This window comes from Kineosporia sp. NBRC 101731 (assembly GCF_030269305.1).
Classification (GTDB): domain Bacteria; phylum Actinomycetota; class Actinomycetes; order Actinomycetales; family Kineosporiaceae; genus Kineosporia.
This window is the reverse complement of record NZ_BSTC01000006.1, coordinates 453,814-477,998: the sequence shown is the minus strand read 5'-3', so window position 1 is coordinate 477,998 and position 24,185 is coordinate 453,814. Positions and strand designations below refer to the sequence as shown.

The following is a 24,185-nucleotide window of genomic DNA, read 5'->3' as shown; positions in this document are numbered from 1 at the left end:
GCGGCCCGAGGATGGAGGGCATTCCCCGGCCCCCGTCCGGGGAAGGGAACGACGGCGCACCAGGGAAGGTCAGCCGGGCATGTCCACGGAGCAGGAGCACGACGAACAGCATGACCAGAAGCCTGACCAGAAGTCTGGTCAGGAGCCGGACCGGCCGGGCGGTGACCGGACCGGCGACCAGCAGACCGGTGCCCGGCGGGCGGACGCACTGATCCAGCCACCCCGGCTACGGACGGGTGAGGACCGGTCCGCGTCCCGGCTGGAGCTGTTCTTCGACCTGGCCTACGTGCTGGTGGTCGCGGAACTCACCCAGTCCTTCGCGCACGACCTGACCTGGCACGGAGCCGGAGTCTTCGCCGGGCTGTTCACCGTGGTCTGGTGGTCGTGGGTCACGACCACGCTCTACTCCAACCGCTTCGACACCAACGACGTGCCCTACCGGCTGGCGAAACTGGGCCAGACGTTCGCGGTCGCCGTGATGGCCGCGGCCTCCTCGAGCGCCACCACCTCGGGCTCCGTCTACTTCGCGGCGGGTTATCTCGGCTCGCAGGGGTTGCTGATGGCGCTGTACGTCCGGGCGCACCACCATGTCCCGGACGCCCGCCGCACCCTGGACCTCTATCTCGGCGCGACAGCCGTCAGCGTCGTCCTGTGGTCGGTCTCGCTGGCCGTCCCCGGCCCCACCCGCTACGTCCTGTGGGCCGCCGGCCTGCTGATCGAGGCCACCGCACCGTTGCTGGCGACCCGTTTCGGCAACCGCATCCCGTTGCACGAGCAGCACCTGCCCGACCGGTTCGGCCTGTTCGCCATGCTCGTCCTCGGTGAGTCCGTCGCCTCCGTCGTGGTCGGTCTGCACGACACCGCATGGCGCGCGGCGTCCTTCACCACCGCCGCGATCGGGTTCGTGATCACCGCGGCCCTGTGGTGGACCTACTTCGACCTGGGCGGGGCCGCGAGCAAGCACCGCATCCTGCAGAAGAACGACAACCGGGCCTCCAGCACCCATGACCGGTACGTCTACGGTCACCTGCCGCTGTTCCTCGGTCTGGCGAGCGTGGGTGTCGGTGTCCAGGAGTACGTGCTGCATCCGGTCGGCGACCTCTCCCCCGGCGGCCGGGCGGCGCTCTGCGTAGGGGTGGGGTTGTTCGTCGCCGGAGTCGCCCTGGTGATGGCCGGGTCGGCCGGACGCTGGAGCGCGGCCTGGCCGTGGCCGCTCGCGACGCTCCCCGTCGTCATCGGCATCAGTCTGCTGCCGCTGAGCCCGACCCTGACCGCTCTGGGCCTGGCGGTGGCGATGATCGCCGGGGTGGCCGCCGGTACCTGGCAGCAGCAGCACGGCCACATCGCGACCACCGAGACCTGAACCGGACGGTCACGAGCTGACCGGCGGACCCGCCGAAACCCCCTCACACGACGCATTCAGGGTGCAGTGGCCATAATGGCCCAGTGCTGTGCCGATGCCATCCGCAGGCGCGGGACGGCCTGGACAGTCCCTCGTCCGTTCCTCCCGGCCGAGGGACGACGATCGGGCCGGCCGCCGGCCCGGTCGAGAACGGACCGGACCGGTCAAGAACGGCATTCTTACGGCCGATGTCCCGATGAACGGACCGTCAGAAAGGCTCGGGGTGTGATCGAGGTGAACCAGCCCCGTGACGGCAAGCCGTCATCCCCCACACCTCCCATACCTCCCCTGTCTTCCACTGCCACGGGGCTCAGCCTCGGTGAGGAACGCACGCGCCTGGCGCAGGAGCTGGCGGCGCTGGACGACGCCGTCGGGCTGGACCCGGCCCGCGCCCTGGAGCGGGCCCGCGGACTTCAGGAACGGGCCGAGGAACTCGGTGATCACCACGCCACGGTGAGCGCGTTGCTCTGGCAGGCCGAGGCCCACCAGAGGGACGGGGAGCCGGCCGCTGCCGCAGCCATCGTCAACCAGGCCCGGGACGCGCACGCACCGCTGGCAACGGAGCACACCGTGCGGGCGTCCTGGCTGACGGCCCGCATCTACACCGATCTCGGCGACCGGCCGACGGCACTGGAACATGCCATGGATGCGGTCGGCGCATTCAACGACGAGGTCTCGCGCCGGCTGCGCACCCGGGTCCTCATCAAGGTCGCCGACCTGCTGGACGAGCTCGGCGCCCACGACGACTCGATGATCTGGTACGCCCGGGCCGAGGAACTGGCCACCGGTGACGGGCGCATGCACATGCTGGTGGTGAACAACCGGGCCTACAGCACGCTGGAGTCCGGTGACGGCGACGCCGCGCTGGAACAGGCCCGTCTGCTGATGTCGCTGAGCCGGCACTACGGGCGCCCGCTGAACGCCGACGCCCTGGACACGGTGGCGCGCATCCATCTCCTGCGCGACGACCCGGCCGCGGCCTCCGAGACGGCCCAGCAGGCCGTCGACGCCGCCGAGCAGCTGGAGGTGAAGGTCGGCGACGCGCTGCCCGAGTACCTGCTCACCCTGGCCGTGGCCCAGCGGGGTCTGGGTGAGGCCGAGCTCGCCGCCAAGACGCTGGGCCGGGCCCGTGACCTGATCGGCCCGGAGGCCTACGGCCGCACCAGGGCACGCATTCTCCAGGAGGAGGCCGAGGTGCGGGCCGCCCTGGGTGACTACCGGGCGGCGTTCGAGATCCACAAGGAGTTCTACGAGGCCGACCAGGAACTGCTCTCCCAGCAGCGGGAGGCCCAGGCCCGGGCCCGCCAGACCATTTTCGAGACGGTCACGGCCCGGGAGGAGGCGGCGCGCTACCGCGAGGAAGCCCGCCGCGACCCGCTCACCGGCCTGTGGAACCGCCTCTACGTGGAAGAACGTCTGGGTGGACTGCTGCGCGACCAGATGGTGTCGTCCGGCGTGCTCAGCGTGGCACTGCTCGACCTCGACCACTTCAAGACCGTCAACGACACCTTCTCGCACGAGGTCGGGGACGAGGTGCTGCGGACGGTCGCCCGGCTGCTGGAGGACGCGGTGGCACCGGTCGCGGTCACGGGTTCCTTCGCGGCCCGGCTGGGTGGCGAGGAGCTCCTGCTCATCCTCAGTACCGGCCACCGGGACGAGGCCCTGCGGATCACCGAGTCGCTCCGGGCGTCCGTCGAGAACTACGGATGGACGCCGATCACCCCGGGGCGTGTCATCACGCTGAGCGGAGGAATGGCCACGGCCGTTCTCGAGGACACCCGGTCCTCCCTGCTCGCCCGCGCCGACGCGCAGCTCTACGCCGCGAAGTCGGCCGGGCGCAACCGGATCTGCACAGACTTCTCCACGGGCCCCCGGGACTGATCGGGTCGTCGCCCGATGATTTTTGCCCACACCCACGGTCTGAACCCGTATGACCACGACACGACCTGATCCCCCGGCACCCCCGGTGGTCTCCCGCGAGGAGTGGCAGGGGGCGCTCGGTGAGCTGCTGACCGAGGAGAAGAAGCTGACCCGGGCGCTCGACGCCCTGGCCGCCCGGCGACGGCGCCTGCCGATGGTGGCAATGGCCGGGTACACCTTCGCCGGCCCGGACGGACCGCTGAGGCTGGAAGACCTGTTCCTGGGCCGCTCCCAGCTGGTCGTCTACCAGTACATGGACGCCGGCCCCGACCACCTGTGCTTCGGGTGCGCATCGATGATGGACAACGTCCCCCGGCTCGAGCACCTGAACCAGCGCGACATCAGCTGGTGGATGGTCTCGAACATGCCCCTCGAACGTCTCCACACCCTGCGGGAACGGTTCGGCTGGGAGTTCCCGTACGCGTCCTCTGCTCAGACATCGTTCAGTGCCGACTGCGGCGCGGGCGACGGGTTCGGGCTGAGCGTGTTCCTGAAGACGCCCGCCGGCGTCTTCCAGACGTACTTCACCACCCAGCGGGGTGCGGACCGGATGCGGTTCGACTTCAACATGATGGATCTGGCGCCCTACGGACGGTCCGAGACCTGGGAGAACTCCCCCGAGGGCTGGCCGCAGACACCGCCCTACGAGTGGTGGCGCCCGCACGACGAGTACTGAGACCGGCCGGGGCCGTGCAGGTCGGAGGGGAGCGCGGCCCCGGTTTTCAGGCCTGCACCAGATTCAGGCCTGCACCAGATTCACGCCCGCCTCGCGAACAGCCTGTGCATCGGCCGGGTCCAGACCGGAGTCCGTGACCACCAGCGACAGCTGCGGCAGTTCACAGACCCGGTACATGCCGAACCTCCCGTACTTGGAACTGCCCGTCACGAGCACCGATTCGGTAGCGCTGGCCATCGCGGCCTGCTTGACGGCGACCTTGTCCGGGTAGGGCGTCGTGACACCACGCCGCAGATCCCACGAGCTGCTGGAGATGAAGGCCACGTCCAGGGCGATCCGCTCGAGGATCGCGGTGGCCAGAACCCCGACGCTGGAACGGTTCTGTCGATCGACCGCACCCCCGACATGAATCACCTCGAGGTCGGCCTCCGACGCGAGCAGCTCGTCGACGACGGCGAAATCGTTCGTGACGACCGTCATCCCGCTCAGCTGCACCAGGTGCGGCACGAGCTGGGCGAGCGTGGTGCCGGCGTCCAGGTACACGGTCATCCGGTCGGTGAGCACCTCGGCTGCGGCGCGGGCGGCCATGGCCGCCTTGCCGGCCGGCTCGACCATGGCCTTGTCGTGACGTGAGGCCTCGGCCTGAAGGTGCCGGGTGGCCCCGGCGATGCGGACACCGCCGGGCACCGGCACGACCCGGCCCTCCCGCTCGAGGGTCGCGATGTCGCGGCGCACGGTCATGTGCGACACCTCGAGCAGGTCGGTGAGCTGGTGCACCGACAGCACGCGCTCGCGCTGCAGGTGCCGCAGCAGCAGCTCACGGCGCTGGTCGGGGATCAGCGGGGTTTCGATGAGTTCCTCGGACATGTTGTCGCCCAGTCCATCAGATCACCGCGCTGAGTACCACCACACCGGCCAGACCGATCAGCGACTGGATGCTGAGCATCAGCGTCCAGGTGCGGAACGTCTGCTTCACGCTGAGCTGGTAGTACTCCTTGAAGAGCCAGAACCCGGAGTCGTTGACGTGCGAGAGCATCACCGATCCGGAGGCTGTGGCCAGCACCAGCAGTTCCGGTGACAGGGTCGGGTCGGCAGCCAGCAGCGGCGCCACGATGCCGGTGGCGGCCGTGGTGGCGACCGTGGCCGAGCCCAGGCAGATGCGCAGCAGCGCGGCGACGACCCAAGCCAGTACCACGGCCGGGATCGACCAGCTGCCGGCGTGGTCGGCGATGATCGCATCCACCCCGGTGGCGGTGAACATCTGCTTCAGCGCGCCGCCCGCACCCAGGATCAGGATGATGGGGCCGACGGCGGCCAGACCCTTGCCCGACATCTTCTGCAGCTGGCCGGCGGAGAAACCGCTGCGCCGGCCCAGGGCGAAGAACGCGAAGACCACCGCCACCAGCAGCGAGATGATCGAGTCGTTGAATGCCTCGAACACGTTGTAGGGGGCGGTGCCCTCGGCGGTGTTCGCCGTGCCGATCGTGCCGATGAGCATGAGCACCGGCGGCATCAGCACCGAGATCAGGCTCAGGGCCAGGGAGACCGGGTGGCCCGGCCGTTCCGGTTCCACGTCGGTGACCGGGGCCGGGCCACCGTCCAGGTCCGGCGCCGGTCCGAACCAGCGCCGGGCGAACCGGGTGAACAGCGGACCGCAGACGATGGCCGTGGGCACGGCGATGATCAGACCGTAGGCGATGGTCAGACCGGTGTTGGCCCCGTAGGCGCTGACCGCGGCGGTCGGTGACGGGTGCGGAGGCAGCAGCCCGTGCGACACGTAGAGGCCGGAGGCCAGCGGCAGACCGACCCAGAGCAGGTGCACGTTGCGGCGCCGGGCCACGGTGTAGACCAGCGGCGCGAGCATCACGAAACTGACGTCGAACAGGTGCGGCAGACCGATGATCACGGCCGCGACGCAGATCAGCGACGGGATCCAGGCGACCGGGCGCTGACCGAGGAACGAGTCGACGATCTTGTCCGCACCGCCGGAGCCGAGCAGCAGACTGCCGAGGATGACGCCCAGACCGATGGTCGGGGCGGTACCGCCGAGGATGGCACCGACGCCGTCCTTGAACGCGTCGATCACCTCACCCGGGGTGAGGCCGTTGACCAGGCCGAGCGCGATCGCGGTGATCGACAGGGCGAGGAACGGATTCAGTTTCGCCCGCGTGATCATCAGGATCAGCACGACGACGGCCGCGAACGCCCAGAGCAGGGAGACGATCTCGGAGCTCATGCGCGCAGACCCCGGGTGTAGGCGTCGACCAGGTCGGCGTCCGCGTCGGCCAGGTCCTCGAACGTGATCAGCTCGCCGGCCCGCACCTCCCGCGCCAGGGTGGTGTGCGCGGCGAGGTAGAACGGCGCCGTGTTCTGCGGAGCTTCGGTCGTGGGCAGGAGAACTGGCTCCACACCGTCGATCTCGTGGTGGTGGCCACCCATGTGCAGCACGGTGCCCCGGGCCAGGTCGGTCCGCGCCCGCCCCGCCATCACCGCGTTCTGGCGCGGTGCGGCGACACCCGAACCAATGCCCAGCCGTACCGCCGCGAGCAGCGAGACCGGCGTCTCCACACCCATCACGTGATAGGGCAGGTACAGGCAGGCGTACTTGCCGTTCCTGCTGACCACGTGCCCCTTGCCCTCCAGCAGCTTCCAGGTCTCCGGGTCACCCGTGCGTACGATCGCGAAGACACCCCCACCGAAGCTCGCCTCGTCGGGCCTCCTCAGCACGGTGAAGACGTCCACCACACCGGTCTTCGACAGGATGCCGCCGTCCTCGCGCAGCGCGTAGATGTCGGCCAGCTCACTGATCCGGGCCAGCGGGTAGTGCATCGACTCGGTGTCGGGGACGAAACCGCCGTGGGTGGTGACGACAGCCATCTCACAGGGGTCAGCGGCCGCCCTGAGCTTGAGCTCCCGGACCGTCTGCGCCCTCTTCGTGAGCGTCTCACCGGCACTGGTGCCGAGCGTCATCAAGTTCGGCAGGTCACCCGCAGCAATCGTGGTGTCGAGGTAACGGATCTCCTCGCCGTCCAGCACCACGTCGTACTCACCGGACTTGCCGACCGCGACGATCTCCAGGCCCAGCGTGCGGACCCAGCTGACCAGGGACAGCAGGTTCGCGGGCTGGTCGCCGTCCGCGGGGGTGTAGACCACACCGTTCTCCGCTGCGACCCGGGCCAGTTCGACACCGGTGACCGAGTCGACCTCCTTGCTGACCATCGCGACATGACGGCCGGCCAGCAGGGCGGCACGGGCCATCCGGTATCCGTGGGCCGGGCTGCCGGTGCCCTCGACGAGGACGTCGTACCGCTCGGGGTCGAGAAGATCGGCGCCGGGGACGATGACGGTCGCGGCGGTGGCGTTCCGGACCTCGTCAGCGGTGCGGCAGATCGCCAGGTCGTCGTAGCCGAGCTCGACACACAGCGCGTGCACCTTCTCGACGTCGACGTCGCACAGCAGCGAGGGGCGCAGGGCGTCGATGAGAAGGGTCTGGGCCAGAAGGGTGCGACCGAAGCCGCCGCCTGCCCCGGAGAGGGCGTAGCGGACGACAGCCGGTTCGTGCTGGGACAGCAGCAACCCGAGGTTCATGGTGTTCCTAACCAAGGTCGTTCGGGCCGCCGAGGGTGTTGGGCCTCGACGGTGAGGTGTGGCGAGACGCTAACCACGATTCACATAAGCGTCAACTGATGTAACGTACTTTCACACATTGTCTCAGCGACTTCTGGAGGGACGCGTGCTCGGCGCCCTGGCCGATGACTTCACCGGCGCGACTGACCTGGCGATGGCGCTGGTCGCCCGCGGTTTCCGCACCGTGGTGTCGATCGGCGTACCCAGCCACGAGCGGCTGACCGCTCTGCCCGACCAGGCCGACGCGGTCGTCATCGCTCTCAAGACCCGCACCATCGAACCGTCGGCAGCCGTGGCGGCGAGCCGTAACGCGCTGCGCGGACTGCGCCAGATGGGTGCCACGCGCATTTACGACAAGTACTGCTCGACGTTCGACTCCACGCCGGCAGGGAACATCGGGCCGATCCTCGACGCCCTGGCCTCGGATCTGGGTACCTCGCTCACCGTCGTGGTGCCCTCGTTCCCCGCCGCCGGCCGCACGGTCGTCGACGGTCAGCTGTACGTGCACGGCACACCTCTGGGCGAGAGTCCGATGCGTCACCACCCGCTCACCCCGATGACTGATGCGGACGTACCCCGACTGCTCGCCGCGCAGAGCACGGCGAGCGTCGCGCAGGTCGGTCTGGAGACGGTGCGGTCGGGCGACCTGCGGAGCGCTCTGGAGTCCCTGCGAACAGGGGACGAGGTGGTCGCCGTGGTCGTGGACGCCGAGACCGAGGACGATCTGGTCCGCATCGCCGCCGCCACCAGCGACCTTCCGCTGATCACCGGAGGTTCCGGCCTGGTGCTCGGTCTCAGTGGTCCGGGGTCACCGCCCGTCCGGCTGTCCGCCCACGGCGGACCCAAGGCGGTGCTCGCCGGCAGTGCGTCGGCGGCCACCCGGGGCCAGATCGCGCACGCCCAGGCTCTGATGCCGCATCGTCGGCTCGACATCGCCGCGCTGCGCGCGGATTTCGAGGGTGCCATGGCCGGGCTACGGGCCTGGGCCGTGCAGGAGTGGCAGCAGGACGGCGAGAAGCCGGTGCTCGTCTACGCGGTCGGGGAACTGTCGGACGTGCAACCGGCGGCGCCGGGCGAGGTTCCGGCGTCGGACCTGGTCGAGCGGGCCCTGTCCCGTCTGGCGGCGGAGTTCGCCGACGCCGGCTGCCGCCAGATGATCGTGGCCGGCGGCGAGACCTCCGGGGCCGTGGTCTCGGCCCTGAACGTGCGGGAACTCGTGATCGGCCAGCCGGTCGCCGCGGGAGTGACCTGGACACAGGGCGACTCGCGCGGACGGGTGATGAATCTACTGTTGAAGTCGGGCAATTTCGGGGACGAGGATCTGATGAGCGGGGCCTGGGCGGTGCTGGCATGAGCAGTGTGCGGCCGGACGGGACGACAGCACCGGGGCGGACAGCACCGGGGCAGACAGCACCGGGGCAGACGGCGCCGGGGCAGACGGCGCCGGGGCAGACGGCGCCGGACGAGGCCACGGCCCGGGCCGAACTGGTCGAGACCGGCCGTCGGCTGGTCGAACTCGGCCTGAGTCCGGGCACGTCGGGCAACATCAGCGTGCGCGTCGGTGACCGGATGCTGATCACCCCGACGAACGAGTCGATGGGTGCGCTCGACCCCGCCCGCCTGGCAGTGCTGGACCTGTCCGGAAAGCATCTGGAGGGCCCGAAGCCGTCCAAGGAGTTCACCCTGCACCGGGCCTTCTACCGCCGCGCCCCCGACGCCGGCGCGGTGGTACACCTGCACAGTGTGAACGCCGTCGCGGCCGCCTGTCTCACCCCCTGGTCCGAGGCCAGCGCTGTCGCCCCGATCACGCCGTACTTCGTGATGAGGGTGGGCCAGACCCCCCTCATCGGCTATGCCCCGCCCGGCGACATCGCCCAGGCCGAGGAACTGGAGGCCCTCGACCTCCCCTTCCGGGCGGCGCTGCTGGCCAATCATGGATCGGTGGTGGCCCAGCCCACCCTGTCAGCCGCTATGAACGCCGCCGTGGAACTGGAGGAAGCCTGCAAGCTGACCCTCCTCACCTCCGGCCGGTCCCCCCGCCTCCTCACCACGGCCCAGGCCGAGGCGCTGGCCCTGAAGTACGGCAGCTACTGGGCCTCCGCCAGCTGAAGCCTCATGAGCGACCCCCACCCGTTCGGCGGCATCAGACACGACCATGAGTCACCCCGCCAGTAACGGCCGCACCTCCTGGCCGAGGAAGCGGATGAAACCCTCGAGGTCGGGCTCGTCGGACGTGGGCTGCAGGATGACCGTGGTGCAGCCCAGAGCACCGAGGCGGAGCACGTCGGCCGCGATCGTGGCCGCGTCGCCGGCCACCCCGTCGCCGGGCCCCGGCGAGCGCCCCCAGACCGGGAGTTCGGCGTCCACCCGGGCCTGAGCGTCGGGACCGGTCGCCGCAATCTGCCCGACCGTGATCTCGTGCGGGGCGAGCGCACCGGCCTTGGCCTCGGTTCCCAGGCCGTCGCGCACGAGCTGCACCCGTCGGCGGATCGACTCGTCGTCGCCGGCCCAGCTGAGCATCGTGGCGTCACCGACCTCGCCGGTCAGCGTCAGCGTCTTCGGGCCCTCACCACCGACATACAACAGCGGCACGGGGCTCAGCGGCCAGTCCAGCGCAACGTCGGTGAGTTTCACGTACGTGCCGTCCACGGTGACCTTCTCGCCGTGCAGCAACCGGCGCAGCGCGGTCGAGTACTCCCGCAACAGGGTGAGCGGCGAGGCCGGGCGATTGCCGACCTGTCCCATCCAGTCCTGCACACCGTGACCGACACCCGGCATGAGACGACCGGGGAACATCCGGGACAGGGTGGCGATCTCCATCGCCGTGAGCGCCACGTTGCGCAGGGGGGCAGGCATCAGGCCGATGCCGACCCGGATGTGCTCGGTCCAGGCCAGGGCCGCTGCAGCAGTGGCGACCCCGCTCTCCTTGAAGCAGTCCTCCCAGACCCACAGCTCGTCCAGCCCCGATTCCTCGGCGGCCCGGACCACGGAGCGGAAACGCTCGGGAGGAACGACCGGCACGAAGGCGATTCCCAGACGGGGCGGTGTCGCACTGGTGTTCTCAGCAGTCGAGGTCATGACCGACATCATGCCCCCGGCCACCGACAGTTCTGGAACCACCGCCCAGCGCCAAACGACGATCGGCTCCCGGCGTGATGCCGGAAGCCGATCGTCAGTGCCTGAATTCGCGGAATCTCAGCGAATGATCCGGCGGGCCCGCAGAGAGGCCAGAGCCTCTTCCAGGATCGCCTGGCCGTCCGCATCGCTGCGACGCTCCTTCACATACGCGAGGTGCGTCTTGTAAGGCTCGTTGCGGGGCGGCGACGGCGGCGTGGTGCGGTCCTGCCCTGCGGGGAAACCACAACGGGGGCAGTCCCAGGTCTCCGGGGGCTGCACACCCGCCTCTTCCGAGAAACTCGGCTTGGTCTCGTGCTTGTTCGCGCACCAGTAGGAAACGCGGAACCTGGGGGCCGTGTCGCCCCGCTCCGCCTCTCCCATCGGCCCGGCGCCAACTCGGCTACCGCGGATAGCGTTGCCACTCGCCACCGTGAATCCTCTCCTTCAGTACCCGGACTCGCGCCGGTTGCAGTTATGTCGTTCAGAACGCGTCGGGGAAGAACCTGTAGATCAGGTTGAGCAGCACGATCACCACTGCCCAGGTGACGCCGATCGCGATCGTGAAGCGATTGAGGTTGCGCTCGGCGACCCCGGAGCTGCCCATGCTGGAGGACATGCCACCACCGAACATGTCCGACAGCCCACCGCCCCTCCCCTTATGGAGAAGGATCAGCAGCGTCAGGATGAGGCTGGTGATGACGAGAAGCACCTGAAGGCTCAGGCGTAGCACGGACACGACGCGGACCTCTATCTCGTTGCTCGATCTGGGAAGCACTTTGAAGTCACAGCGTAGGCGATGCGCGGCCCCTGATCGGACAGATCGGAGGCCGCGCGCCGCCGGACACGCGGTTTTTACCAGACCTGAGCGTCAGACTCAGGCTGTCTTATGGTCCCGATAGCGGACAATTGACGCGAACTCACCCGGATCGATCGCGGCGCCGCCGACGAGTGCACCGTCGACATCTTCCTTCGCCATGATCCCGGCCACGTTCTGCGCCTTGACCGAACCGCCGTACAGGACCCGGACGGACGCCGCGACATCGGCCGAGTAGAGCTCGCCGATCCGCTTCCGGATCGCCGCACAGACCTCCTGCGCGTCGTCCGGGGTGGCGACCTCGCCGGTGCCGATCGCCCAGACCGGCTCGTACGCGATCACGAGCGACGCGACCTTGTCGGCGGGAACGCCGGCCAGGTCGGCGTCGAGCTGGGCCAGGCAGTGCTGAACCTGCCGACCCTCCTTGCGCACCTCGAGCCCCTCACCGATGCACACGATCGGGATGAGGTCGTGCTTGATGGCCGCCTTGGTCTTGGCATTGACCACGGCGTCGTCCTCGTGGTGGTACTGCCGGCGTTCGGAGTGGCCGACCACCACGTAGGTGCACTTCAGCTTCGCGAGCATCGCCCCGGAGATCTCTCCGGTGTACGCGCCCTTGTCGTACTGCGACAGGTCTTGTGCGCCGTACTTGAAACCGAGCTTGTCCCCGTCCACCAGGGTCTGCACGGAGCGCAGATCGGTGAACGGTGGGATCAGCGCCACCTCGACGACGTCGAAGTCGTGCTTCGCGTCGTCGAGGGTCCACGCCAGCTTCTGCACCAGATGAGCCGCCTCGAAGTGATCGAGGTTCATCTTCCAGTTACCCGCCATCAGCGGGGTGCGGCTCTTCTCGTCGGACTTGGCCATCAGCTCTCCAGGACAGTGAGGCCCGGAAGGGTCTTGCCCTCCAGGAATTCCAGGCTCGCACCGCCGCCCGTCGAGATGTGACCGAAGGCCTTCTCGTCGAAGCCGAGCGTGCGCACCGCCGCGGCCGAGTCACCGCCACCGACGACGCTGAACGCCGACGAGTCGACGAGCGACTGGGCCACCGCACGGGTGCCGTGGCTGAACGCCTCCAGCTCGAAGACGCCCATCGGGCCGTTCCAGAAGACCGTCTCGCAGTCCGCCAGCTTGGCGGCGAACAGCTTGCCGGACTCCGGGCCGATGTCGAGTCCCAGACGGTCGGCCGGGATCGCGTCCGCGGCGACCACGTCGTGCTCGGCATCGCCCGCGAAGGCCGTGGCCGCGACCACGTCGACGGGGAGCACCAGCTCGACGCCCTGCTCCTGCGCCCGCGTGATGTAGCCGCGGACGGTGTCGAGCTGGTCTTCCTCGAGCAGGCTCTTACCGACCTCGTGGCCCTGGGCCTTGAGGAAGGTGAACACCATGCCACCGCCGATCAGCAGCCGGTCGGCCGTGTTCAGCAGGTTGTCGATGACGCCGAGCTTGTCGGACACCTTCGAACCGCCGAGAACCACCGCGTAGGGCCGCTGCGGGGTCTGCGTCAGGCGCTTGAGCACCTCGACCTCGGCCAGCACCAGGCCACCGGCGGCGTGCGGCAACTTCTGCGCGACGTCGTAGACGCTGGCCTGCTTGCGGTGCACGACGCCGAAGCCGTCGCTGACGAAACCGTCGGCCAGAGCGGCGAGCTGGTCGGCGAACGCGCCCCGCTCGGCATCGTCCTTGCTGGTCTCCCCCGCGTTGAAACGGAGGTTCTCCAGCACCAGCAGTTCGCCGTCACCGAGGGCGGCGACCGCGGCCTGCGCGGACTCGCCCACGGTGTCCTGGGCCAGGGTGATGGTCACCCCGGGCAGCAGCTCCTTGGCCCGCTCGACCGCCGGGGCGAGGGAGTACTTCGCCTCCGGAACGCCTTTCGGCCGGCCGAGGTGGGCCACGACAATGACCTTCGCGCCCGCGTCCAGGAGTCGCTGCCAGGTCGGCAGCGACGCCCGGATCCGGCCGTCGTCCGTCACCGCGCCGGTTTCCTTGTCCAGCGGCACGTTCAGGTCACTGCGGACCAGGATGCGCTTGCCGGAAAGGGTTCCGAGCTCGGTAGTGAGGTCGTCGATGGTCTTCATGAAAATCAGAGACCGGTACCGACGAGCACCACGGCGTCGACGAGGCGGTTGGAGTAGCCCCACTCGTTGTCGTACCAGCCGACGACCTTGACCTGGTTGCCGATGACCTTGGTGAGGCCGGCGTCGAAGATGCACGAGTGCGGGTCGGTCACGATGTCGCTGGAGACGATCGGGTCCTCGGTGTACTTGAGGATGCCCTTGAACGCCTCGGTCTCGGAAGCGGCCTTGATCGCGGCGTTGACCTCTTCGACCGTGGTCTCACGAGCGGTCTCGAAGGTCAGGTCGGTGGCCGAGCCGGTCGGGACCGGGACGCGCAGCGCGAAGCCGTCGAGCTTGCCCTTCAGGGCCGGGATCACCAGGCTGATGGCCTTCGCGGCACCGGTGCTGGTGGGCACGATGTTGAGCGCGGCGGCGCGGGCGCGACGCAGGTCCTTGTGCGGACCGTCCTGCAGGTTCTGGTCCTGCGTGTAGGCGTGGATCGTCGTCATGAGGCCCTTTTCGATGCCGAACGTGTCGTTCAGCACCTTCGCCATCGGGGCCAGGCAGTTCGTCGTGCAGGAGGCGTTGCTGACGATGTGGTGCTTCGCCGGGTCGTAGTCGGTGTGGTTGACACCGAACACGATGGTCAGGTCCTCGTTCTTGGCCGGGGCCGAGATCAGGACCTTCTTGGCACCACCGTCGATGTGCGCCTTGGCCTTGGTGGCGTCGGTGAAGAAGCCGGTGGACTCGACCACGACGTCCACGCCGAGGTCCTTCCACGGCAGATTGGCCGGCTCACGCTCGGCCAGAACCTTGATGGCCTTGCCGTCCACGACGATGTCGTCACCGGAGACGCTCACCTCGGCGTCCAGACGACCCAGGATCGAGTCGTACTTGAGCAGGTGGGCGAGCGTCTTCGTGTCGGTGAGGTCGTTGACGGCAACGATCTCGATGTCCGCACCGGCCGCCCGGGCAGCGCGGAAAAAGTTACGGCCGATACGGCCGAAGCCGTTGATGCCAACGCGAACAGTCACTTGTCGTTTCCTCTCGTCAGCCACAGAGCGCCGGGAGGCCCGACGCCGTTTTGTGGTGTGCAGCACTTACCCTACGCGGTGCATTTCGGGAAAGGGTGTCCAGACAGCACCCTGTCGGGTCCCACGTCCGGACCCGGGATTTCAGGGTGATCAGGGGGCCAAAGGTCCATGAATGAAGGACGTCGGTCATCTGGCGCGCCGATGGCTCCGGTGCGCGTCTGGTCGCCTTTGAGATACCTGTCAAGGACTTTCAGGCGTCGAGCATGTCCGGCGTCAGGTTCGCGTCGGTGCCCGGTACCCCCAGGTCGGAGGCCCGCTTGTCGGCCATCGCCAGAAGTCTGCGGATCCGGCCGGCCACGGCGTCCTTCGTCATCTGCGGCTCGGCCAGCTGACCGAGCTCCTCCAGGCTGGCCTGCTTGTGCGCCAGGCGCAGCCGGCCGGCGGACCGCAGATGCTCCGGGACCTCGTCGCCGAGGATCTCCAGGGCCCGCTCCACCCGCGAACCGGCGGCCACGGCGGCCCGGGCGGAGCGCCGTAGGTTCGCGTCGTCGAAGTTGGCCAGGCGGTTCGCGGTGGCCCGCACCTCGCGACGCATCCGCCGCTCCTCCCAGGCCATCACCGCGTCGTGTGCGCCGAGGCGGGTGAGCAGGGCGCCGATCGTGTCGCCGTCGCGGATCACCACCCGGTCCACGCCGCGCACCTCACGGGCCTTCGCCTGGATGCCGAGCCGACGGGCGGCACCGACCAGCGCGAGCGCGGCCTCCGGGCCCGGGCAGGTCACCTCGAGGGCGCTGGAGCGACCCGGCTCGGTGAGCGACCCGTGGGCCAGGAACGCACCCCGCCAGGCGGCCTCGGCGTCGCAGGTGGCGCCGGAGACGACCTGCGGCGGCAGCCCGCGGACAGGTCGGCCGCGGCCGTCGACCAGACCGGTCTGGCGGGCCAGTGACTCACCGTCACGAATCACCCGGACCACGTACCGGCTGCCGCGTCGCAGGCCGCCCGGTGCCAGCACGACGATGTCGCTGGTGTGGCCGAACACGTCGCTGATGTCCTTGCGCAACCGGCGAGCCGCGTGGGCGGTGTCGAGCTCAGCCTCCACGACGATGCGGCCCCCGACGATGTGTAGCCCTCCGGCGAACCGGAGAGTTGCCGACACCTCGGCTTTACGGCAGCAGGGTTTAGTGACCTGTAGCCGACTCAATTCGTCTTTGACCAGTGCCGTCAATGCCATGGACAGCATCTTGCCACCGTGCGCAAGCATGGTTCGTGCGCTTGTGAAATGCGCCGGACGGGAGCCGTGCGAACGCCCGTCCGGCGTCAGCCCTTCGCCCCGGAGCAGCTCACCTGTTCGGGACGATCGCCCCACTGAACAGGTCACGGTAGGCGGCGGCCAGGCGCAGCGGGTCGTGCCGGGGCGTACCGTCACCGATCGCCACGTCGCGGCTGACGACGACCGCCCCCATAGCCCGTGCCACCCGCTCCAGTGACGCCGCGTCCTCGATCTGCGAGGGGTCCACCAGGACGGCGTCGATCCGCAGGTCGGGGGCGTGCGCGGCGAGCACCTCGAGGTGGTTCTCGGGCGAGAAGCCATCGGTCTCCCCGGGCTGCTGCCCCAGGTTCAGTGTCAGGCAGATCCGGGCCTCGGTCCGCGCCAGGGCCCGGGCCAGTTCGGGCACCAGCAGGTGCGGGAGCACGCTGGTGTACCAGGAGCCGGGGCCGAGCACGGCCCAGTCGGCGTCCCGCACCGCCTCGAGCACCTCCGGCCGCGCCGGTGGGTCGTTCGGGCTCAGCTGCACCCCGATCACCCGTCCCGGCGTGGTCGCCACCGCGACCTGACCACGCACCGTGGTGAGGCCCGCGGGGTCGTCGGGGTCGATGCCGAGCACCGTGCCCTCGATGTCCAGGGGCACCGCCGCCATCGGCAGTACGCGTCCCCTGGCCCCCAGCAACCGGGCCACCCAGTCCAGCCCGCTGACCGGGTCGTCGAGCAGTTCCCAGAGGGTGACGATCAGGAGGTTGCCGAGGGCGTGGTCGTTCATGGCGCCCGCGCTGGCGAAGCGGTGCTGCAGCACGTCGCGCCACAGCAGCCCCCATTCGCTGTCGTCGCACAGAGCCGACAGCGCCATCCGCAGGTCACCGGGCGGCAGCACGCCGAATTCGCGCCGCAACCGCCCCGACGAGCCGCCGTCGTCCGCCACCGTGACCACGGCCGTCAGCCGGTCGGTCAGGTGCCGCAGCGCCGACAGCGACGCCGCCAGGCCGTGCCCGCCGCCGAGCGCGACGACGTTCGGGCCCCGGCCGGAGGAGGTGGGGCTCACTCGCGCCCCAGGTCACGGTGCACAGCGGTGACGGCCACCCCGTCGCCCTCCAGCTTCTGGGCCAGGAGCTCGGTGATCGCCACGGAACGGTGCTTGCCCCCGGTACAGCCGACGGCGATCGTGGCGTAGCGCTTGTTCTCCCGCACGTAGCCGGCCAGCACCGGCTGCAGGGCCAGGGCGTACCGGTCGACGAACTCGGCGGCACCCTCCTGCCCCAGCACGTAGTCGGCCACGTCGGCGTCCAGCCCGTTGTGCGTGCGCAGTTCGGGCACCCAGAACGGGTTGGGCAGGAAGCGCACGTCGGCCACCTGGTCGGCATCCAGCGGCAGGCCGTACTTGAATCCGAACGACATCAGCAGGATCCGGATCGCCGGGTCTCCCTCGTCGCCGAACATCGCGATGATCTTGCTGGCCAGCTCGTGCACGTTCAGGCGCGAGGTGTCGATCAGGGTGTCCGCGTTGCCCCGCAGCTCACCCATCACCTTGCGCTCGGCGCGGATACCGTCCAGCGGCGCGCCGTCGCCCTGCAGCGGGTGCGGGCGGCGAACCGATTCGAACCGGCGCACCAGGGTCTCGTTGGTGGCGTCGAGGAACAACAGGCGGGTGCGGATACCGCTGTTCTCGGCCGTGGACACGGCATCGGCCAGGGCGCTGAAGAACGAGCGCCCCCGCACGTCGACCGCCACTGCGATCCGCCGCACCCGGGGCTCGGCCGAGCCCGCGAGCATGGCCAGCTCGGCGATCAGCTGCGGCGGCAGATTGTCGACGACGTACCAGCCGAGGTCCTCGAGGGCCTTGGCGGCAGTGCTCCGCCCGGCCCCGGACATGCCGGTGATGATGAGCAGTTCGGACGTGGTCGCCGAACCGGTCTGCTCCGTGCGACGCTCCGCACGGCCCTCCGGCTCCGTCGGCCCGTTCGCCTCCGGGGTGGTCGTCACCTTGAGCTCTCCAAACCTGTCGGATATCTGTCGATGTCGTGCCGGATTCGTGGGGGCTGGTCATTATTGCGCCCCTCTGGTCCGGCTCGTGCAGGAGGGCCCGGCTGGCCCTTGACCGGCAGGACTTCCGGTACTGGACCGGTGGGTCCCCTGGTGCGTCGCGACCACTCTTAGCCGATTCCTGGGTCCCGGCAGAACCGGCCGATCGGTGCCGGCGCCCTCCCTCGAGCGGTGGAGAGTCGATGCTCAGCCCTCAGGAAGGATCACGAGCACCTCAGTCGAGCAGTTCCCCCGTGGCCATGTCGATCGCGGGACGATTCTCCGGGACCGTACCCACCCCGGCGGTCCCGGGGTTCGCGGAGTTCTCGGGGTTCAGGCTGTCCACCACCGACTGGGCCACCTTCGGCCCCACGCCCTGCACCGAGGCGATGGCCTCGACGGAGGCCGCGCGCAGCTTCTTCACCGATCCGAAGTGCGTCAGCAGCGCTTTCTTGCGGGCCGGCCCCAGCCCGGGCACGGTGTCCAGCTCGCTGGCCGTCATCGCGGTGCTGCGACGCTGGCGGTGGTGGGTGATCGCGAAACGGTGCGCCTCGTCCCGCACCCGCTGCAACAGGTACAGCCCTTCGCTGGAGCGGGGCAGGATCACCGGCATCTCGTCGTCCGGGATCCAGACCTCCTCGAGGCGCTTGGCCAGACCGCACAGAGCCACGCCCTCGATGCCGAGCTCGGCCATCGCCGCCGCGGCGGCCGCCACCTGGGGGGCACCACCGTCGACCACGACCAGGTTCGGCGCGTAGGCGAACTTCTTCGGCCGGCCGGTCTGCGGGTCGATGCCCGGCGGCACGCCGTCCTCCTCCAGTGACGGCGCCTCGTCGAGGATCTCGCCGGTGGACGGGTCGGCACCCGCCGCCGACGCGGCTTCCTCCTCCTTCTCCCCCAGATACCGCCGGAAGCGCCGGGTGATCACCTCACGGATCGAGGCGACGTCGTCGGAGGTGCCGTTCAGGCCCTTGATCGTGAACTTGCGGTACTCGGACTTCTTCGCCAGCCCGTCCTCGAACACGACCATGGACGCGACCACGTTGGAGCCCTGGATGTGCGAGATGTCGTAGCACTCGATGCGCAGCGGGGCGGAGGGCAGCTCCAGGGCCTCCTGGATCTCCTGCAGGGCCTTCGAACGGGTGGTGAGGTCGCCCGCCCGACGGGTCTTGTGCAGGGTCAGGGCCTGCCCGGCGTTGCGGGCCACCGTCTCCATCAGCGTGCGCTTGTCACCCCGCTGCGGCACCCGGACCTCGACCCGGGATCCCCGTAGACCGGCCAGCCAGCTCTCCACCTCGTCCAGCAACGGCGGCTCGTGCGGCACCAGCACCTCGCGCGGCACCGCCTCGCCGTTCACGTCGCCGTAGACCTGCTGCAGCAGGTGCTCGACCAGGTCGGCGGTGGTGACGTCCTCCACCTTCTCCACCACCCAGCCGCGCTGACCGCGGATCCGGCCGTCGCGGACGTGGAACACCTGCACGGCGGCCTCGAGCTCGTCGTCGGCGAGCGCGAACACGTCGGCGTCGGTGCCGTCGGCCAGCACCACCGCGTTCTTCTCCATGGCCCGGGACAGGGCCTGGATGTCGTCACGCAGCCGAGCCGCCTGCTCGAACTCCAGGTCGTGCGAGGCCTGCAGCATGTCGCGCTCGAGGCGCTTCACGTAGCGCTCGGTCTTGCCGCCCATGAAGTCGCAGAAGTCGTCGGCCAGCCGCCGGTGCTGCTCGGGGGTGACCTTGCCGACGCACGGCGCCGAGCACTTGTCGATATAGCCGAGCAGGCACGGGCGCCCCACCTGCCCCGCGCGCTTAAACACACCGTTGCTGCACGTACGCACCGGGAAGACCCGCAGCAGCAGGTCGACGGTCTCGCGGATCGCCCAGGCGTGCGCGTACGGCCCGAAGTAGCGGGTGCCCTTGCGTTTGGCCCCGCGCATCACCTGCACCCGCGGGAACTCGTCGCCCATGGTCACGGCCAGGTAGGGGTAGGACTTGTCGTCGCGGTACTTCACGTTGAACCGCGGGTCGTACTCCTTGATCCAGGAGTACTCCAGCTGCAGCGCCTCGACCTCGGTGTTCACCGTGGTCCACTCCACGCTCGCCGCGGTGAACACCATCGTCTGGGTGCGCGGGTGCAGCCCGGCCGGGTCGGCGAAGTACGAATTCAGCCGCTGCCGCAGGCTCTTGGCCTTGCCGACGTAGATGACCCGCCCGGAGTCGTCACGGAACCGGTAGACACCCGGTTGCTCGGGGATGGTTCCGACGGCAGGTCGGTACGTCGATGGATCAGCCACGGCCACCACACTAAGCGCCCCCACCGACAGTTCTGTCCCGCCGTCCGCGGACGGCGGGACAGGAGAAGACCCCGCCAAGATTGTCGGCCCCCGTCCGTAGGCTCCGGCCGACATACCGGACACGGCCGACGGGGAGCCCGGACAGTGACCACCACCACCGCGAAAGAAGCTCTGCCCCCGTCATATCTGCTGTGGGTGAGTGGAACCGTGGTCTCCGTCCTGGGTAACGGCGTGCTCTACTTCGCGCTCGGCTGGACCGCGACCGGCCACAGCGGTGCGCTGGCCGGGCTCATCCTCACCGCGATCAACCTGCCGCGAGCGCTGTTCCTGCTGATCGGCGGGGCCCTGGGCGACCGGGTCGGCGCCCGCCGGGTGATGATCACCGGCGACGCGGTGATGCTCGGCATCTGCCTGCTGTTCGCGCCGGCCCTGCACCTGTCCGGCCCGGCTGTCTGGCTCCTGCTCCTCACCGGCCTGGTGCTCGGCCTCGTCGACGCCTTCTACCTGCCCGTCTCCGGCAGCATGCCCCGTCTGCTCGTCACCCCCGGGCAACTGCCCCGGGCGCTGGGCCTGCGCCAGGCCGGGGGTCAGGTGGCCCAGCTGGTCGCGGGGCCCGTCGGCGGCCTGCTCGTGGTGACGGTCGGGCTCTCCGGGGTACTCCTGCTCGACGCGGTCACGTTCGCCGCCGTGTTCGCCGTCCTGCTCCTGATCACCCCGGTGAGCGACCACGTCCCGGCCACCGGGAGCCTTGCCGCGGCCGCCCTCGACGGCCTGCGTCTCAGCCTGGCCGACCCGGTGCTGCGCACGATCCTCATGCTGACCGGGGCCGTCGCCGGCCTGGTCCTGCCCACGTTCTCGATCCTCGTGCCGCTGCTGGCCCGGGACCACGGCTGGGGTGCCCGCGGCGCGGGCCTGGTCGTGGGCGCCCAGGCCCTCGGCACGATCGCGGTGGCCCTGCTGATCGCCCGGCCCTGGCCGTCCTCGGCGCCGCCGTGTCCGGAACGGGCACCGGCCTGTTCGCCGGGCACGCCTCCCCCACGGTCCTGGGCGCCACCCCGTCGACGCATCTGTCCCGGGTGCAGGCCGTGCTCGTGATCGTCCAGACCCTGACCCTGCTCGCGACCAACAACGTCCTCGGGGTACTTGCCGACGCCGTCGCCCCCACGCCCGTCACGGTGCTGGCCGCATCACTGCTCCTGCTCAGCGGCCTGCTGGCGCTCTCCTCACGCCCGTTCCGGCAGGTGTGAGCGATGGCCACCGGGCACCCCGGGCACCCGGACTCACCCCTTCCGGGTCCGCAGCATGCGGGCGACCTCGTCCGCCCGTTCCGCCAGGGTCTTGGCGACCACCGGCGCCACGTCGCCCGCTGCGGCGGCCTCGGTCACCCGCGCCACGTAGGCCTCGTCGATACCGAAGACCGGGAACAGGTCGCGCGAGAGGTGCAGCGCCGGGATCATGCCGCCCCGGTGCAGAGTGGGCAGCAGGGCCAGGTACCGCTCGGAGTACCCGGCCAGCACGGCCTCCTGACCGGGGCGCCAGAAGGCGGAGCTGACCGCTGCGATGGCGGGGAGGGGAACACTCCGGTCGACCAGGGCCTGCCAGACCGTCGCTTTCGCCTCCGGGTCGGGAGCGGCCGCGCGCACCGTCATCGCCCGCATCCCGGAGTCCGGGTCCGGGTCGCGGTCCAGAAGATCCTGGACCGGTGCCGTCGTGTCGCCGCCCAGCTCGGACATGCGCACGAGGGTCCGCCAGGCCAGATCGATGTCGTCACCGACCTCGCCGAACAGGGCCTCGGGATCACCGGTGACGCGGGCCAGGGTGCGCAGCGCCGCACGCCGCCGGGCCGGTTCGGCCGCCAGACGACGGGCGACCTCCGCCACCTGCGCCTCGATCGCGGCCCGGTGGGCCGCCGGGGCCCAGTCACCGGCCACGTCACCGGCCAGGTTGAGGTAGGTCCCGGCCAGGACGGGCACCGTCTCCACGTCGAGCACCGCCACCAGACCGGCCACGGCCTGCGCGGCGCTCATCTCACCGGTGACCAGGGCATCCCACAGACTCGCGACGGCGACCGCGCGCGCGATCGGGGTGGGCAGTCGCCCGGCCGCGGCCGGGTCAGCCGGGCGGGTGGTGGCGAAGGTCAGATCGTCGTCGTTGACCAGGTAGAAGTCCGCGTCACCGGGCAGGTCGAGCGGCGTCCGCGCGGAACTCACCTCGACCAGGGCACGGTGCGTGCGGGTCAGGCCGTTCTCCGGGGCCAGACCGGACCGGTAGGCGCCGACCGCGAGCACCTGCGGTCGGGGTGACCCCTCCGGCCCCCGGCCGACCAGCACCGGCTGTTCCCCCGAGGTGTCCAGGGTGAAGTGGTCGGTGCCGGCCGTGCCCAGCCAACCGTCCCGCCACGCGCTCAGGTCCTGGCCGCTCGCCGCGGCCAGCTCGTCGATCAGGTCCTGGAGTGTGGTGTTCTGCCAGGCGTACTTCGCGAAGTAGGCGGCCGTCCCGGCCCGGAAAGCCTTCTCCCCGACGTAGACCTGCAACTGCCGCAGCACCGACGCACCCTTGGGGTAGGTGATCGAGTCGAAGATCGACGTCGCCTCGGCCACGTCGCGGATCGGCTGGCGGATGGGATGCGAAACCGGGCCCTGATCGGCGAGGTAGGCAGCGAGCTTCCCGGCCGCCAGGTGCCGGGCCCAGGCGTCGGTGTACTCCGTGGCCTCGCTCGCGGCCCAGTTGCAGGCGAACTCGGCGAACGACTCGTTCAGCCAGAGGTCGTCCCACCAGCGCATGGTGACGATGTTGCCGAACCACATGTGCGCCATCTCGTGCAGCAGGACCCGGGCCAGCTGCTCCTTCTCGACCGGCGTCGGATCGCTGCGGCGCAGGAATCCGTCGTTCCAGGTGACGCAGCCGAAGTTCTCCATCGCGCCACCGAACTCCGGAACGAACACCTGGTCGTAACGGGCCTGCGGGAAAGGCATCTCGAACTGCTCGCCGAAGAACCGCAGTCCCTGGGCGGTCACCGTGAACAGTTGCTCGGCCTCCCGGTCCAGCACCGAGGCCAGCGACCGGCGGCAGAGCAGGCCCAGGTCGTACCCGTCGACCTGGCGCCGCACCTGGTGGAACGGCCCGGCGTTGACCACCGTGTTGTAGGGCGAGAGCGCGGGCGTCGGGTCGAACTCCCAGACCCGCGGCCCCGGCGAGCCCTCCGGCCCTTCCGTCCCGGACACCCGCGCAGTGCCCGAATTGCTGGTCACCGTCCACTCCGCCGGTGCGGTGACGGTGAACGTGTGGGGCGCCTTCAGATCGGGCTGGTCGAAACACGCCCACACCCAGCGCGCCTGGTCCGGCTCGAACGACGTCCACAGGTAGACCTCACCGTCGGCCGGGTCCACGGCCTTGTGCACGCCGGCGCCGTCCCGGGTGTTCATCTGCTCGCACTCCACCACCAGCGTGTTCTGCGCGGCGAGGTCGTCCAGCGGCAGTCTGCCCCCGGAGGCCGGGCCCAGCGCCCGGCCGTTGAGCGTCGCGCCCAGCACCGTCGCCGCGGCGTCCACGAACGTGGCAGCACCCGGAGTACGGCAGGAGAAGGTGATCGTCGAGGTGGTGCGTACCCGTGGCCCGGTCGGCAGGCCGGTGAGATCCACCGCGATCTCGTACCTCTCCACCCCGAGCAGGTCCGCGCGTTCCTGGGCTTCCCCCTGTGTCAGGCTCTTCACGACCAGCGACTCCACGAGAATCCTTCCGACGGACGATCCGGACATTCCCCATCCTGGACGTTCCGCGACCGAACCACCCACCGGACTCACCCGCGTCCCCCATTTTCAGGTGCGGAAGTGTCGGCCGGAAAGGTATCGACCACCCCGTTGGTCCCCCGCGACTCGGCATCTGGGCCCGTACCTCGTAAACTTGTGCGTCGGCCGCACGTGAGAGGCGCTGCAACGGGCACTGCCACCAAC

General features: G+C 69.9%; 21 protein-coding genes. 7 read left to right on the top strand and 14 right to left on the bottom strand.

The window, feature by feature from the left end; genetic code table 11:
* Positions 1-79: 79 nt before the first annotated feature.
* The 3 genes from QSK05_RS20005 to QSK05_RS19995 all read left to right on the top strand — a co-directional run bounded on the left by QSK05_RS20005 (position 80) and on the right by QSK05_RS19995 (position 3,998).
* The gene (locus QSK05_RS20005; RefSeq protein WP_285598775.1) at positions 80-1,363 is read left to right on the top strand and encodes a low temperature requirement protein A; all 1,284 of its coding nucleotides are present in this window, start codon (positions 80-82) and stop codon (positions 1,361-1,363) included.
* Between the two features lie 264 nt (positions 1,364-1,627).
* A complete protein-coding gene (locus tag QSK05_RS20000; protein WP_285598774.1) occupies positions 1,628-3,283 on the top strand; it encodes a GGDEF domain-containing protein in 1,656 nt (551 codons plus the stop codon).
* Positions 3,284-3,332: 49 nt separating this feature from the next.
* Positions 3,333-3,998 (top strand): DUF899 family protein, encoded by a 666-nt coding sequence (locus tag QSK05_RS19995; RefSeq protein WP_285598773.1) that lies wholly within the window; start codon positions 3,333-3,335, stop codon positions 3,996-3,998.
* A 63-nt stretch (positions 3,999-4,061) separates the two neighbouring features.
* Here the strand turns inward: QSK05_RS19995 and QSK05_RS19990 are convergent, their stop codons facing one another.
* Genes QSK05_RS19990 through QSK05_RS19980 form a run of 3 tightly spaced genes read right to left on the bottom strand, consistent with a single transcriptional unit; the run spans position 4,062 to position 7,586 of the window.
* Positions 4,062-4,865: a DeoR/GlpR family DNA-binding transcription regulator gene (locus QSK05_RS19990; protein WP_285598772.1), complete on the bottom strand. Its 804-nt coding sequence runs from the start codon at positions 4,863-4,865 to the stop codon at positions 4,062-4,064.
* A gap of 16 nt (positions 4,866-4,881) precedes the next feature.
* Positions 4,882-6,234 (bottom strand): GntT/GntP/DsdX family permease, encoded by a 1,353-nt coding sequence (locus tag QSK05_RS19985; protein WP_285598771.1) that lies wholly within the window; start codon positions 6,232-6,234, stop codon positions 4,882-4,884.
* Positions 6,231-7,586: a hypothetical protein gene (locus QSK05_RS19980; protein ID WP_285598770.1), complete on the bottom strand. Its 1,356-nt coding sequence runs from the start codon at positions 7,584-7,586 to the stop codon at positions 6,231-6,233. Before QSK05_RS19980 ends, QSK05_RS19985 begins: the two co-directional genes overlap by 4 nt.
* A 118-nt stretch (positions 7,587-7,704) precedes the next feature.
* Between QSK05_RS19980 and otnK the strand changes: the two genes are divergently transcribed.
* Complete coding sequence (gene otnK, locus QSK05_RS19975) at positions 7,705-8,979, top strand: 3-oxo-tetronate kinase (protein WP_285598769.1); 1,275 nt, start codon at positions 7,705-7,707, stop codon at positions 8,977-8,979.
* The gene (locus QSK05_RS19970) at positions 8,976-9,734 is read left to right on the top strand and encodes a class II aldolase/adducin family protein (protein WP_285598768.1); all 759 of its coding nucleotides are present in this window, start codon (positions 8,976-8,978) and stop codon (positions 9,732-9,734) included. The genes otnK and QSK05_RS19970 overlap by 4 nt, the downstream gene beginning before the upstream one ends.
* A 51-nt stretch (positions 9,735-9,785) precedes the next feature.
* On the opposite strand, the gene QSK05_RS19965 is transcribed toward QSK05_RS19970, so the two are convergent.
* The 10 genes from QSK05_RS19965 to uvrC all read right to left on the bottom strand — a co-directional run bounded on the left by QSK05_RS19965 (position 9,786) and on the right by uvrC (position 20,232).
* Positions 9,786-10,703: an LLM class flavin-dependent oxidoreductase gene (locus tag QSK05_RS19965; protein ID WP_285598767.1), complete on the bottom strand. Its 918-nt coding sequence runs from the start codon at positions 10,701-10,703 to the stop codon at positions 9,786-9,788.
* Between the two features lie 117 nt (positions 10,704-10,820).
* Positions 10,821-11,171, bottom strand: coding sequence for an RNA polymerase-binding protein RbpA (locus QSK05_RS19960; RefSeq protein ID WP_285598766.1), 351 nt, complete (start codon positions 11,169-11,171; stop codon positions 10,821-10,823).
* A 52-nt stretch (positions 11,172-11,223) separates the two neighbouring features.
* The gene (gene secG / locus QSK05_RS19955) at positions 11,224-11,478 is read right to left on the bottom strand and encodes a preprotein translocase subunit SecG (RefSeq protein WP_231481725.1); all 255 of its coding nucleotides are present in this window, start codon (positions 11,476-11,478) and stop codon (positions 11,224-11,226) included.
* A gap of 138 nt (positions 11,479-11,616) precedes the next feature.
* Positions 11,617-12,423: a triose-phosphate isomerase gene (gene tpiA / locus QSK05_RS19950; protein WP_285598765.1), complete on the bottom strand. Its 807-nt coding sequence runs from the start codon at positions 12,421-12,423 to the stop codon at positions 11,617-11,619.
* Positions 12,423-13,634 (bottom strand): phosphoglycerate kinase, encoded by a 1,212-nt coding sequence (locus tag QSK05_RS19945; RefSeq protein ID WP_285598764.1) that lies wholly within the window; start codon positions 13,632-13,634, stop codon positions 12,423-12,425. The genes tpiA and QSK05_RS19945 overlap by 1 nt, the downstream gene beginning before the upstream one ends.
* A gap of 5 nt (positions 13,635-13,639) precedes the next feature.
* On the bottom strand, positions 13,640-14,647 hold the full coding sequence (gap, locus tag QSK05_RS19940; RefSeq protein ID WP_285598763.1) for a type I glyceraldehyde-3-phosphate dehydrogenase: 1,008 nt from the start codon (positions 14,645-14,647) through the stop codon (positions 13,640-13,642).
* 250 nt (positions 14,648-14,897) lie between these two features.
* Positions 14,898-15,878: a DNA-binding protein WhiA gene (whiA, locus tag QSK05_RS19935; RefSeq protein ID WP_231481708.1), complete on the bottom strand. Its 981-nt coding sequence runs from the start codon at positions 15,876-15,878 to the stop codon at positions 14,898-14,900.
* Positions 15,879-15,987: 109 nt separating this feature from the next.
* Positions 15,988-16,965 carry a gluconeogenesis factor YvcK family protein gene (locus QSK05_RS19930; RefSeq protein ID WP_285598762.1) on the bottom strand — a complete coding sequence of 326 codons (978 nt, stop codon included), beginning with the start codon at positions 16,963-16,965 and terminating at the stop codon, positions 15,988-15,990.
* Positions 16,962-17,903, bottom strand: coding sequence for an RNase adapter RapZ (rapZ, locus tag QSK05_RS19925; protein WP_285598761.1), 942 nt, complete (start codon positions 17,901-17,903; stop codon positions 16,962-16,964). The genes QSK05_RS19930 and rapZ overlap by 4 nt, the downstream gene beginning before the upstream one ends.
* A 274-nt stretch (positions 17,904-18,177) precedes the next feature.
* The gene (gene uvrC / locus QSK05_RS19920) at positions 18,178-20,232 is read right to left on the bottom strand and encodes an excinuclease ABC subunit UvrC (RefSeq protein WP_285598760.1); all 2,055 of its coding nucleotides are present in this window, start codon (positions 20,230-20,232) and stop codon (positions 18,178-18,180) included.
* Between the two features lie 144 nt (positions 20,233-20,376).
* Between uvrC and QSK05_RS19915 the strand changes: the two genes are divergently transcribed.
* A complete protein-coding gene (locus QSK05_RS19915; protein ID WP_285598759.1) occupies positions 20,377-21,327 on the top strand; it encodes an MFS transporter in 951 nt (316 codons plus the stop codon).
* On the top strand, positions 21,318-21,479 hold the full coding sequence (locus QSK05_RS19910) for a hypothetical protein (RefSeq protein WP_285598758.1): 162 nt from the start codon (positions 21,318-21,320) through the stop codon (positions 21,477-21,479). Before QSK05_RS19915 ends, QSK05_RS19910 begins: the two co-directional genes overlap by 10 nt.
* A 33-nt stretch (positions 21,480-21,512) precedes the next feature.
* On the opposite strand, the gene pepN is transcribed toward QSK05_RS19910, so the two are convergent.
* Positions 21,513-23,990, bottom strand: coding sequence for an aminopeptidase N (pepN, locus tag QSK05_RS19905; RefSeq protein WP_285598757.1), 2,478 nt, complete (start codon positions 23,988-23,990; stop codon positions 21,513-21,515).
* Between the last annotated feature and the right edge of the window lie 195 nt (positions 23,991-24,185).